The sequence below is a fragment of the Ideonella flava genome (genome assembly GCF_051857595.1).
Classification (GTDB): Bacteria; Pseudomonadota; Gammaproteobacteria; order Burkholderiales; family Burkholderiaceae_C; genus Ideonella.
In genome coordinates, this window is sequence record NZ_JBPZHD010000003.1 from 23283 (window position 1) to 35332 (window position 12050).

At 69.3% G+C, this 12050-nt stretch carries 11 protein-coding genes; 7 read left to right on the forward strand and 4 right to left on the reverse strand.

Annotation, left to right across the window (positions count from 1 at the left end; all coding sequences use genetic code 11):
* Window positions 1-4: 4 nt before the first annotated feature.
* Window positions 5-925: a glycine--tRNA ligase subunit alpha gene (gene glyQ / locus ACS5PM_RS06960; protein WP_439386874.1), complete on the reverse strand. Its 921-nt coding sequence runs from the start codon at window positions 923-925 to the stop codon at window positions 5-7.
* A 287-nt stretch (window positions 926-1212) separates the two neighbouring features.
* Between glyQ and ACS5PM_RS06965 the strand changes: the two genes are divergently transcribed.
* Window positions 1213-1686: a carbohydrate-binding protein gene (locus tag ACS5PM_RS06965; RefSeq protein ID WP_439386875.1), complete on the forward strand. Its 474-nt coding sequence runs from the start codon at window positions 1213-1215 to the stop codon at window positions 1684-1686.
* Between the two features lie 3 nt (window positions 1687-1689).
* Here ACS5PM_RS06965 and lnt read toward each other — a convergent pair whose 3' ends face one another.
* On the reverse strand, window positions 1690-3210 hold the full coding sequence (gene lnt / locus ACS5PM_RS06970; protein ID WP_439386876.1) for an apolipoprotein N-acyltransferase: 1521 nt from the start codon (window positions 3208-3210) through the stop codon (window positions 1690-1692).
* A complete protein-coding gene (locus ACS5PM_RS06975; protein WP_439386877.1) occupies window positions 3207-4142 on the reverse strand; it encodes a CorC family transporter in 936 nt (311 codons plus the stop codon). The genes lnt and ACS5PM_RS06975 overlap by 4 nt, the downstream gene beginning before the upstream one ends.
* Before the next feature lie 203 nt (window positions 4143-4345).
* On the opposite strand from ACS5PM_RS06975, the gene ACS5PM_RS06980 reads away from it, so the two are divergent.
* The 6 genes from ACS5PM_RS06980 to ACS5PM_RS07005 all read left to right on the forward strand — a co-directional run bounded on the left by ACS5PM_RS06980 (window position 4346) and on the right by ACS5PM_RS07005 (window position 11247).
* Window positions 4346-5377 (forward strand): CobW family GTP-binding protein, encoded by a 1032-nt coding sequence (locus tag ACS5PM_RS06980; RefSeq protein WP_439386878.1) that lies wholly within the window; start codon window positions 4346-4348, stop codon window positions 5375-5377.
* 127 nt (window positions 5378-5504) lie between these two features.
* Window positions 5505-6269 carry an RNA polymerase-binding protein DksA gene (dksA, locus tag ACS5PM_RS06985; RefSeq protein WP_439386879.1) on the forward strand — a complete coding sequence of 255 codons (765 nt, stop codon included), beginning with the start codon at window positions 5505-5507 and terminating at the stop codon, window positions 6267-6269.
* A 33-nt stretch (window positions 6270-6302) separates the two neighbouring features.
* Complete coding sequence (locus ACS5PM_RS06990; protein ID WP_439386880.1) at window positions 6303-8162, forward strand: hypothetical protein; 1860 nt, start codon at window positions 6303-6305, stop codon at window positions 8160-8162.
* 248 nt (window positions 8163-8410) lie between these two features.
* Window positions 8411-8962 carry an ATP-dependent protease subunit HslV gene (hslV, locus tag ACS5PM_RS06995; RefSeq protein WP_439386881.1) on the forward strand — a complete coding sequence of 184 codons (552 nt, stop codon included), beginning with the start codon at window positions 8411-8413 and terminating at the stop codon, window positions 8960-8962.
* A gap of 10 nt (window positions 8963-8972) precedes the next feature.
* Window positions 8973-10307, forward strand: a complete 1335-nt coding sequence (gene hslU / locus ACS5PM_RS07000) for an ATP-dependent protease ATPase subunit HslU (RefSeq protein ID WP_439386882.1) — start codon at window positions 8973-8975, stop codon at window positions 10305-10307.
* A 73-nt stretch (window positions 10308-10380) separates the two neighbouring features.
* Window positions 10381-11247, forward strand: coding sequence for a potassium channel family protein (locus ACS5PM_RS07005; protein WP_439386883.1), 867 nt, complete (start codon window positions 10381-10383; stop codon window positions 11245-11247).
* Here ACS5PM_RS07005 and ACS5PM_RS07010 read toward each other — a convergent pair.
* Window positions 11194-11961 carry a type III pantothenate kinase gene (locus tag ACS5PM_RS07010; RefSeq protein ID WP_439386884.1) on the reverse strand — a complete coding sequence of 256 codons (768 nt, stop codon included), beginning with the start codon at window positions 11959-11961 and terminating at the stop codon, window positions 11194-11196. The two genes, ACS5PM_RS07005 and ACS5PM_RS07010, sit on opposite strands and share 54 nt — an antisense overlap.
* Window positions 11962-12050: the final 89 nt, after the last annotated feature.

Here is a 12050-nt window from a genome sequence, read left to right on the forward strand (position 1 = left end):
GATGTCAGGCGCCCTTCTTCTTCTCGATCTGCGCCATCACTTCGTCGGCCCATGCCCTGGGCGCGAGCGGGAAACCCAGGCGGGCACGGCTGTCGTAGTAGCTCTGCGCCACCGAACGCGCCAGGTTGCGGATGCGGCCGATGTAGGCGGCACGCTCGGTCACGCTGATCGCGCCGCGTGCATCCAGCAGGTTGAAGGTGTGGGCGGCCTTCAGCAGCTGCTCATAGGCCGGCAGGGCGAGCTGCTGGTCCATCAGGTACTTGCTCTGCTTCTCGTGAGCCGAGAAGGCCTGCAGCAGGAACTCGACGTCCGAGTGCTCGAAGTTGTAGGTGCTCTGCTCGATCTCGTTCTGCAGGAACACGTCGCCGTACTTGATGCCGGGCGCGTACTGCAGGTCGTAGACGTTCTCCACGCCCTGCAGGTACATCGCGAGGCGCTCGAGGCCGTAGGTGATCTCGCCGGTCGCCGGCTTGCAATCGATGCCGCCGACCTGCTGGAAGTAGGTGAACTGCGTCACCTCCATGCCGTTCAGCCAGACCTCCCAGCCCAGGCCCCAGCAGCCGAGCGTGGGGTTCTCCCAATCGTCCTCGACGAAGCGGACGTCGTTCTTCTGCAGGTCGAAGCCCAGGGCCTGCAGCGAGCCGAGGTAGAGCTCCAGGATGTTGGCCGGGGCGGGCTTGAGGACCACCTGGTACTGGTAGTAGTGCTGCAGCCGGTTCGGGTTCTGCCCGTAGCGCCCGTCCTTGGGCCGGCGGCTGGGCTGCACGTAGGCGGCCTTCCAGGGCTCCGGGCCGAGCGCCCGCAGGAAGGTGGCAGTGTGGCTGGTGCCCGCGCCGACCTCCATGTCGTAGGGCTGCAGCAGCGCGCAGCCTTGCGCGTCCCAGTAGTCCTGCAGGCGAAGGATCAGTTGCTGAAAGGTGAGCATGGTTCGAACGTGGAGCCGGCGCGGCTGCAGCGCGGGGCCGAACCGGGCCGACGAGGCTGGCGCGCGGGCCAGGGTCGACGGGCGATTCTACGGTTGCAGGGCGTGCGGGCCCGTCGCCGCCCCTCGTTCTCGGCCCCCTGCCTGCGGGGCGGCGCCACCTAGGCGGCGGGATGCGCGGCGCGGGGCGGGATACGGATCATCCTCACACCCCGACAGGCCACTCGGCGGGTCGACACGGCGCGGCGGACCGGCGGGGCCACCTCCCCATCCTTCACGAGGAAGCCATCATGAAACTCGCCCATGCCCTGATCCCCGCCCTGTTGCTTTCCCTGGCCGCCGGCGCCGCTTCGGCCAAGGTCCTCGCCAGCGCCACGCGCTCGACCAACTTCACCTACACGGCAGACGGAACGCCCGTCCCGCTCAACGACAGCGGCAGCACGTCCATGGTCTTCAACGTCGCCAAGGCCGGCACCTATTCGCTGACCTACTCGGCGGAATGCTCGGCCGACAACGGCGCGAACAGCAACTCGGGCTGGGTGCACCTGGACCTCGAGGTCAACGGCGTGGTGGTCGCACCGACCGTCGGCTCGTCCGACGCCTTCTGCTCGCCGGACAACGTCGCGGGCTCGTCGGGCTGGGTGCGGGTGTCCATCACCGTTCCGGTTCGTCTGCTCGCAGGCAACAACACCGTGCGGGTGCTTGGCGGCCTCGTCTCGGTCAGCACCGGGTGGCTGGGCGACACCGCTCTGGTGATCCAGTAAGCCTCAAGCCTGGCGGCCGCGCCCGCGCGCACCGAGCGAGGGCGCGGCCCTGGCCGCCACCAGAACCGCCAGGGCCACGCCCCACAGCGGCCACAAGCCGCACAGCCCCAGCCAGCGCGCATAGGGCGTGGCGCCGCTGCGGCCCTCCACCTCGGCCTCCAGGGTGCCGTAGGTGTCCGCCTCCAGCCGCGCGGACAGGCGACCGCCATGGTCCACCACCGCCGTCGCCCCGGTGTTGGTTGCGCGGATCACGGGCCGCTGGAATTCGAGCGCGCGCAAGCGGGTGAACTGCAGGTCCTGCGCCTGCACCATGTGCCGGCCGAACCAGGCCAGGTTGCTCACGTTGACCAGGATGGTCGCCGCCTCGGGACCTTCGCCGGCGCTGTCCACCATCCCCTCGGCGAACAGGTTTTCATAGCAGATCAGTGGCCGGAGCCGCTGGCCGCCCGCCAGGAAGGGCGCCTGGCTGCGGCCGCTGGCCTGGTCGCCCAGGGGGATCTGCATCATGTCGACGAACCAGCGGAAGCCCGGCGGCACGTACTCGCCGAAGGGCAGGAGGTGGCGCTTGCCGTAGGCATAGCCGTCGCCGGCGGCCGACACGCCGACCAGCGAGTTCACGTAGCCCTCCTGTTCATTGCCGAGGAACGTCCCGATCAGCGCGGCCCTCGTGCCGCTGCGGAAGGGCGCGATGAGCTGCCGCCAATAGGCATCGTCGAGCCGATCCCGCGGAACCGGCAGCACGGACTCCGGAGTGACGACGAGATCGCCGCGGGCGGCTTGCAATTGCAGTTGCAGCGCCGCCATGTCGGAGGCGATGCGCTCGGGATCGAACTTGAGGTCTTGCGGGACGTTGGGCTGCAGCAGGCTCACGCGAAGGCGCCCGGTGGTCTGGCTGAATTCACGCGGAGCCACCCAGGGAGCAGCCACCACCACGAGGGCCGCGGCCAGCGGCACCCAGGCGGGGCGCCGACCCGCGAGCGGGCGCACCAGGCTTGCAATGGCGGCCGCCAGCAAGGCCGCCACCGCGCCCATCCCGTAGACCCCCACCCAGGGGGCGAGCGCGGCCAGCGGACCGTCGCTGTGGGCATAACCCGAGGCGACCCAGGGAAAACCGGTGAACCACTGGGCCCGCGCCAGCTCGGCCAGCAGCCAGCAGGCCGCGAAGGCGGGGACGTCCAACATCGGCCGGCCGGTGCGCAACCATGCGCACAACGCCATGGCCCCGGCGAAATACAGGGACAGCACCGCCGCGAGCACGACGACCGCCAGGGCCGCCAGGGGCGCCGGCAGGCCGCCGTAGTCATGCATGCTGATATAGAGCCACCAAAGCCCGGACACCAGCCAGCCCATGCCGAAGGCGAACCCTCTCCAGGCGGCTTGACGGGGCGTGGCCCCTTGAACGCCGAGGACCAGCAGCACGAGCGCCGCGATCTGCAGGGGCCACCAGCCCAGAGGTGCGAAGGACGCCGTATGAAGCGCCCCCGAGGCCAGCAGCGCCGGCCCCCACAAGCCGGGGCGCCTCACGCCTCGGCTTCGGCCGCGTCGGCCGGCTTGGGCAGGCGCTGCACCTTGAACCAGCGCACCGCACCGCCACGCGTGAGCATCACCGAGAAGCTGAGGTTGGCCACCTCGACCGATTCGCCTCTCCGAGGCACACGACCCAGCTGATGGGCGATCAGCCCGCCGATGGTGTCGAAATCCTCGTCCGGCAGCGCGACGCCGAAGGCCTCGTTGATGGAGGCGATGGAGGCGTCGCCGGCCACCCGATGGCTGCCGTCGGCGAGGGTGTAGACCGCATCGGTCGCATCCGCCTCGTCGAACTCGTCCTCGATCTCGCCGACGATCTCTTCCAGCACGTCCTCGATGGTGAGCAGCCCGGCGGTGTTGCCGAACTCGTCGATCACGATCGCCAGATGGTTGCGGTTGGTGCGGAAGTCGCGCAGCAGCTCGTTCAGGCCCTTGCTCTCCGGCACGAACACGGCCGGCCTGAGCAGCGTGCGCAGGTTCAGCTCGGGCGCGCGCTGCAGCTTGAGCAGGTCCTTGGCCAGAAGGATGCCGATGATGTTGTCGCGCGAGCCCTCGGTGACCGGGAAGCGGGAGTGGCCGGTGTCGATGACCACGGCCAGCAGCTCGTCGTAGGGAGCCTCGATGTCCAGCAGATCCATCCTCGGCGCCGCGACCATCACGTCGCCGGCCGCCATGTCGGCCATGCGGAGCACACCCTCCAGCATGGCACGCGACTGCGGCTCGATCAGCTCGCGCTGCTCGGCCTCGGCCAGGGTCTCGATCAGCTCGTCCTTGGAATCCGGGCCGGGCGAGATGAACTCGACCAGTCGCTCGAACAGGGTGCGCTTGTCGGCTTTCTCGGGCGCGTCGGCGGGATGGCCGCGATGATGGTGCGTGGCGGCGCCCTTGCGGGTCGGGCCGGCGGGCCGGGTTGGCTGGGGATCGGACACGACGGTGCCGCAAATGACGGAAGGTCAAGGATACCTGATGGGCCGGGCTTGAATCGGCCGCCGGCGGCCCCACTTTCACCGGGCCAGAATGTCATGCCCCGGGCTTGACAGGGCCCCGCCGCTGTTTCAGAGTCCAGGCCCCGCATCGTCGCCAGGGGCTGGCCGCGTTGCCGAAAGCATCCACTCCACCCCCTCGCCCCACCATGTCCCTCATCCCCGCCACCATCCTCACCGGCTTCCTCGGCTCCGGCAAGACGACCCTGCTCAAGCGGGTCCTGACCGAGGCGCACGGCCAGAAGATCGCCGTCATCGAGAACGAGTTCGGCGAGGAGAACATCGACACCGAGATCCTGGTCACCGAAGGCAAGGAGCAGGTGATCCAGATGAGCAACGGCTGCGTCTGCTGCACCATCCGCGAGGATCTGCGCTCGACGCTGGCCGACCTGGCGGCCCGGCGCCGCAAGGGCGAGCTGGATTTCGAGCGGGTGGTGATCGAGACCACCGGCCTGGCCGACCCGGGTCCGGTGGCGCAGACCTTCTTCATGGACGACGAGGTGGCCGAGAGCTACCTCCTGGATTCCATCCTCACGCTGGTCGATGCCAAGCATGCCAACGACCAGCTCGACACCCGCCAGGAGGCCCGCCGCCAGGTCGGCTTCGCCGACCAGATCTTCATCAGCAAGACCGACCTGGTCGACGAGGTCGCGGTCGATGACCTGGTTCACCGCCTCAAGCACATGAACCCGCGCGCCCCGCAGCGCCGCGTGAACTTCGGTGACGTGCCCCTGTCGTCGGTGTTCGACCTCAAGGGCTTCAACCTCAATGCCAAGCTCGACATCGACCCCGAGTTCCTCGAGAACGACGGCCATGCCCATGATCATGACCACGAGCACGAGCACGGCGAGCATTGCGACCACCCGCACCACCACCACCACGACGATGACGTGAAGTCCTTCGTCTTCCGTGCCGACAAGCCGCTGAATCCCGCCAAGCTGGAGGATTTCCTGGGCGCCATCGTGCAGGTCTACGGCCCGAAGATGCTCCGCTACAAGGGCGTTCTGCACCTCAAGGGCAGCGATCGGAAGGTCATCTTCCAGGGCGTGCACCAACTGATGGGCAGCGATCTGGGCCCCAAGTGGGCACCGGGCGAGAAAAAGACCAGCAAGATGGTCTTCATCGGCATCGATCTGCCGAAGGACATCCTGGTGCAAGGCCTGGAGGGCTGCGTGGCCTGACCATGGCGTCGCCGGTGCGAGGCATGGCTACAATCCGCGCGCCCAAAACGTGGCGGTTGCACCACAAGCTACCCCGCCCAAGGGGTATAACCGCCATATCCCGTGCCACGTGGTGAGGAGACGGATCGTGAGCAGCAAGACCCCGGCCAAGAGCGCCATCGCCGAGAAGGAGAGCGCCAAAAAGCCCGCCGCCGCACCGAAACCTGCCGCCAAGGCGCCCTCCACGAAGGCCGACAGTGTGAAATCCGCCGCCGAAGCGCCTCCCAAGCCCACCACGGCCAAGGCAGCACCCGCCAAACTGCCAAGCGATGCGCCCGCCCCGACCCGGGCCCATGCGCCCACACCGTCCACCGCCAGTTTCACCGACCGCTTCGCCCCTGCGAAGCCGACGACCAAGACCTACCCTGAACCGATGAACGCCGTGAAGACCGCCGCCAAGGCGGACCCGAAGCTCGCCAATGCCTGGAAGACCAAATCCGGCCGCGACCTGACCGAGGCCGAGCTGTTGGCGATGCCCGAGTCCGAGTACATGAACGAGAAGCAGCTCGAGTTCTTCCGCAACCGGCTGCAGGAGCAAAAGGACGCCCTGCTCTCCAATGCCGGCGAGACGACCGAGCACCTGCGCGAAGACACCTCCATCGTGCCCGATCCTGCCGATCGCGCCACGATCGAGGAGGAGCACGCGCTGGAGCTGCGCACGCGCGACCGCGAACGCAAGCTGCTGAAGAAGATCTCCCAGTCGCTGGGCCGGATCGAGGCCGGCGACTACGGCTACTGCGACGAGACGGGCGAGCCCATCGGCCTGGGCCGCCTGCTGGCCCGTCCGACCGCCACCCTCTCCCTCGAAGCGCAGCAGCGCCGCGAGATGAAGCAGAAGATGTTCGGCGACTGACACCCGCTGTCCCGACAGTCCCCAGCAGTCCTCATGTCGAACGGCAACGATGGTGGTGAAGGCATTCTGCGCCGCGTCGTGCGCTCGATCGCCGGCCCGGCGCGGGACCTGATCCAGCGCGCCGAGGACAGCCGCCTCAGCCAGTTCGACGATTCCGATCGCGCCGAACTGAAGGCGATGATCGAGCGCAAGCGCCGCAACGATTTCGTGCGCAAGCGCGAGCTCGACATGCTGCGCCGCATCCGCCGCGAGGGCCTGACGCCCGAGCAAGCCGCGGCGCTCGCCAATGCCAACCTGGACGAGGCCGACGCCCGCTCCAGCCGGCCCTCGGGCCTGGCCGACGGCACCGTCAAGGCCAAGATTGACGCCATCGAGAAGCAGATGGTCGGCATCGCACCGATGGTGCCGTCGCGTCCTGCACCGCTGGCGGGCCAGGCTGCCGTGCCCACTTCCGGCGCGCCGACGGCACCGGCCCATCTGCGGGTGCCGCCGCCAGTGCTCACCCACCCGCTGGATCCGGAGGCGACCGTGCCGCTGGACCTGCGCCACGAGCCGCTGCGCCCACCTGGCGCGGCCGGCCCTCGCCCAATGACAGCGCCCATGGCGGGCGTCGTGGAGCCGACGCCCCCGGCACCGCCCGCGCTCAGCCCTGTTCCGAGCCCGGCAACGCCGGCCCCGCGCGAGCTGCCACCGCTGGCGTTCGACTTCGAGCCGACCCCGGAACCTGAGAAGCCCAAGGCGCCGGCGCCGGCCGCTGCGGCGCCCTCGCCTCGCCCGGCCGCAGGTCGCCTGGTGGCCGCCGAGCTGCCCGAGGTCGAGGTGCTGGAGATCAAGCACGACCCCGAGCTGGACGAGGCCGTGATCTCGTTCGCCAACGCGGATTTCGCCCACAGCGAGCACGTGCTCGTGCAGATGACCAGTGCGGGCGCGCCTAGAGAGCGCCACGAGGACACCTGGCTGGTGCTCTTCGACCTGTACCGGGCCACCGGCCAGCAACAGCGTTTCGACAGCTTGTCGCTGGAGTTCGCCGAGCGCTGCGACCGTTCGCCTCCGCAGTGGTATTCGCTGCCCAAGTTGCTGGCCGACGCGACCGCACCGCAGCGTGCCGCCGGCAATGACAACGGGCAGGTCGGCTGGGTCTGCCCGCCCCGCCTCGACACCGAGGGGCTGTCGCAGCTGGCCTCCCAGCTCCTGCAGTTGCCGCAGCCCTGGGTGCTGGACTGGACCCACCTCAAGCGCATAGAGCCCGCAGCGGCAGCCGCGCTCCGGCAGCAGTTCCAGCAATGGGCCGGCGAGAAGCTCGCCATGCGCTGGCTGGCGGCCGACAAGCTGTTCGACGTGCTGCAGGAAGCCGCGCCCGTCGGCGTGCGGGACGCCGATCCGGCCTTCTGGCTGATGCGGCTGGACGCCCTGCGCCTGGTGAATCGGCCCGACCAGTTCGACGATGTCGCGATCGACTACTGCGTCACCTACGAGGTGTCTCCGCCCAGCTGGGAGCCTGCGCGTTGCACCGTGCGGATCAGCGGCCCGTCGGCCAACACGCGCTCGGCGATCCTGTCCTCGGTCGGCGATGTCAGCACCTCCATCCTGGACGACGGCAGCGGCGAGGTCGCCGTCACCACCCTGGAAATATCGGGCCAGTTGGCAGGCGACCAGGGGGCGCTGCTGCAGCACCTGGACCAGCGCCTGGGTGACTCGAAGGTGGTGCGCATCTGCTGTGCGCTGCTGATCCGCGTCGATTTCGTCGCCGCCGGCGACCTGCTGAACTGGGTCATCGCCAAGCGGGCCGAAGGGCGGCAGGTCACCTTCTTCGACGTCAACCGGCTGGTCGCGCTGATGTTCGGCGCGATGGGCATCAGCGAACACGTCTCGACCCAGCTACGGCAGGCGTAGACGAAGCCCCCGCGCCCCTTGCCAGGGGCTGCCCCCTGGAGGGGGCTCGTGAAATGGAGCCCCCACGCCCCTTGCCAGGGGCTGCCCCCCGAGGGGCTCGCGCAGCGGACCGGCCAAGCCGGATCCGCGCACGCCCGTGAAGATGGCGGTGCAAGCGGGCGTCAGATGCATCGGCGCCTTGAACGGAGGCGGGACGGCGCCATGTGCAGCGTGGCATGCTCGCGCTTCGAACTGAGATCGAACACTCCATGGATTCCTATCACGGCACCACGATCCTGAGCGCGCGTCGCCGCCTGCCGGACGGGCGCTGGCAGGTCGCTCTGGGCGGCGACGGCCAGGTCACCCTCGGCAATACCGTCGTCAAGTCCAGCGCGCGCAAGGTGCGCCGGCTGCATCACGACAAGGTGCTGGCCGGCTTTGCCGGCGCCACGGCCGACGCCTTCACCCTCTTTGAACGCTTCGAGGCCAAGCTCGACAAGCATTCCGGCCACCTGGTGCGCGCCGCCATCGAACTCACCCGGGACTGGCGGACCGACAAGGTGCTGCGCAACCTCGAGGCCATGCTGGCCGTGGCCGACCGCGACGCCTCGCTCATCATCACCGGCAATGGCGACGTGCTGGAGCCGGAGCACGGCCTGGTCGCCATCGGCTCGGGCGGCCCCTTTGCACAGGCGGCCGCGCGGGCGCTGCTCGCACACAGCGAGATGAGTGCGGTCGACATCGTCAAGCGCTCGCTGGAGATCGCCGGCGACATCTGCATCTACACCAACCAGAACCACACGATCGAGACCCTCGATTGAGGCACCTCCGATGAGCATGACCCCGCGCGAGATCGTTTCCGAGCTCGACCGCCACATCGTCGGCCAGGCCGAGGCCAAGCGCGCCGTCGCGATCGCCCTGCGCAACCGCTGGCGCCGCCAGCAGGTGGAGCCGACGCTGCGTGCCGAGATCACGCCCAAGAACATCCTGATGATCGGCCCCACCGGCGTGGGCAAGACCGAAATCGCCCGCCGGCTGGCCAAGCTGGTCGACGCGCCTTTCATCAAGGTCGAGGCCACCAAGTTCACCGAGGTCGGGTACGTCGGCAAGGACGTGGATTCCATCGTGCGCGACTTGGTGGAGGTGGCCATCAAGCAGGAACGAGCGACCGCGCTGGCCAGGGCCCGCACGCGCGCCGAGGAGGCTGCCGAGGATCGCGTGCTCGACATCCTGGTGCCTCCGCCGCGCCACGTCGGCTTCGGCAGCGGCGGCATGGAGGACGCCAGTGACTCGACGGCGCGCCAGGTGATGCGCAAGCGCCTGCGCGAAGGCTCGCTCGACGACAAGGAGATCGAGCTCGAGTTGTCCGAGGCCCGCCCGGGCATGGACATCATGACCCCGCCCGGCATGGAGGAGATGGCCGAGCAGCTCAAGGGCCTGTTCACCCAGATGGGCCCGGCCCGCAAGACCACCCGCAAACTGCGCATCGCCGAGGCGCTGAAAGTGCTCACCGAGGAGGAGGCCTCCAAGCTCGTCAACGACGAGGACCTGCGCGCCAAGGCCCTGGCCAACGCCGAGCAGAACGGCATCGTCTTCATCGACGAGATCGACAAGGTCGCCGCGCGCACCAACACCCAGGGCGCCGACGTGTCGCGCCAGGGCGTGCAGCGCGACCTGCTGCCGCTCGTGGAAGGCACGACGGTCAACACCAAGCACGGCATGGTGAGGACCGACCACATCCTGTTCATCGCCTCGGGCGCCTTCCACCTTTCCAAGCCGAGCGACCTGATCCCCGAGCTGCAGGGCCGCTTCCCGATCCGGGTGGAGCTGCAGGCCTTGTCGGTGGCCGACTTCGAAGCCATTCTCGGCAGCACGCAGGCCAACCTGATCCAGCAGTACGTCGCACTGTTGGCTACGGAGGGCGTGACGCTGGAGATCACCTCCGATGCCATCCACCGGCTGGCCGAGATCGCCTACGAGGTGAACGAGCGCACAGAGAACATAGGTGCCCGCCGCCTGGCGACCGTGCTGGAGCGCCTGCTCGACGAACTGAGCTTCGACGCGCCGCAGCGCAGCGGCCAGACGGTGACGCTGGACGGCGCGGCCGTCTCGGCCAAGCTGGGCGAGCTGGCCCGCAACGAAGACCTCTCGCGCTACATCCTCTGAGGCCCGCAGGCCTGCTGCGCCGGGACTTGAGCCGCATCAAGGGTGCGGCCGGCGGCGCGGCTAGCCTGCGGGGATGAGCTGGCGCCGCCTGTCACTGGATACCCACGCCTTCGGCGGCGCCCCGGCGCGCTGGGGCCTGCTGAGGGCGCCGCGCGAGAACCAACGCGCCGCCCGCGTGGAAAGGCGTTGGCGCTGGCCCTTGCTCCTGGCGCTGGTCGCCACCATTCCCGCGTTCTACGTCGACCTGCTGCCGCAGACGCCATCGTCCGTCGCGGTGGCGCTCTACGTCGCCGCAGCCTGCACTCTCGCGGCGGCCCTGGGCCACGTGGCGATCGTCTCCGGCGCAGCCCTGACGCACCTGCGCGCCAACGCCACCGACGTGTTGCTGATCGCCGGCCTGCTGATGTCGGCGGCGCTGCCGAGCAGCGAGCATTCGTCGATCGCCCTGAGCGCACGCCTCGGCGTGGCATTCCTCACCCTGGCCCGCATGGTGTGGACGGTCCAGCACCTCATCAATCGCGGCGGACTGGGCTACCTGTTGCTGACGTCACTGGCCGTGCTGGGCGCTTGTGGCGTGGGGTTCCGCCTGCTCGAGCCGACCACGCCCGACCTGGCCAGCGGACTGTGGCTCGCCTTCACCACCGCCGCGACGGTGGGCTACGGCGACCTGGTGCCGACCACGCCGGCCTCCCGCATCTTTGCCGTGTTCGTGGTGCTGCTGGGCTACGGCGTGCTTTCGCTGGTCACGGCGGCGATCGCGGCGCGCTGGATAGAAACCGAGGAGCGCCGCATCGAACGCCAGATCCTGCGCGACATGCGACGCGAGATGGCCGCGCTGCGGCGGGACATGGCCGCCCTGCGCGAGGCGCTGCCGGCGGCAGCCGTGCTACAGCGCCAGGCGGTGCGACTGGATGTGCAGCAGGCCGTCGAAGATCAGTGAATCGATCAGCTCGTGCGGGTGGTCGATGTAGGGCGCGACCTTCCAGCCCGCACCGCCGGTGACGAGCACCACCGGCTCCTCGCCGCACAGGCCGGACAGGTGCCGGTGCATGCGCTCGATGGCCCCGGTGATGGCGTAGGTGCCGCCGCTGGTCAGTGCATCCGAGGTGTTGGCCGGGAAGCGTCGCACTTCGCCGGTGGGCACCCGCAGGCCCGCCGTCCCGCTTTCGAGGGCGCGCAGCATGATGCCGTGCCCGGGGAGGATCAGGCCACCCAGGAACTTGCCATCGCCGTCCAGCGCATCCACCGTCACCGCGGTGCCGATCATCACCACCAGCACCGGCCGGGCGGGACCACGAGCCAGCACGTGGCCGCGGGCACCGATCATGGCGACCCAGCGATCCGCGCCCAGGCGTGCCGGGTGGTCGTAGCCGTTGGTCACGCCCGCCTCGTGGGCCGAGGGCACGACCCAGCGCGGCGTCAGGTCCCATAGCTCCAGCTGCTCCTCGACCCGGCGGCGCACCGCCTCGCCGGCCACCACGCAGCCGAGCATGCTGCGCGGCGCGCCGAGCACCTTCCATTCCCTGTCGGCGAGCTCGTCGATGGTCTCGAGGAAGGACGCGCCATGCGACAGCAACGCCGCGCCGGGCTGCGGCGATGAATACAGCGCCCACTTCAGCCGGGTGTTGCCTATGTCGATGGCCAGGAAGCTCATGGTGGCGCAGGGTAACAGTCGCGGCGGCGTCAGGCGGACCCGGGGAAAACCCGCGTCGCTGCCCGCGAGGCAGTGCCAGACTGCCGACA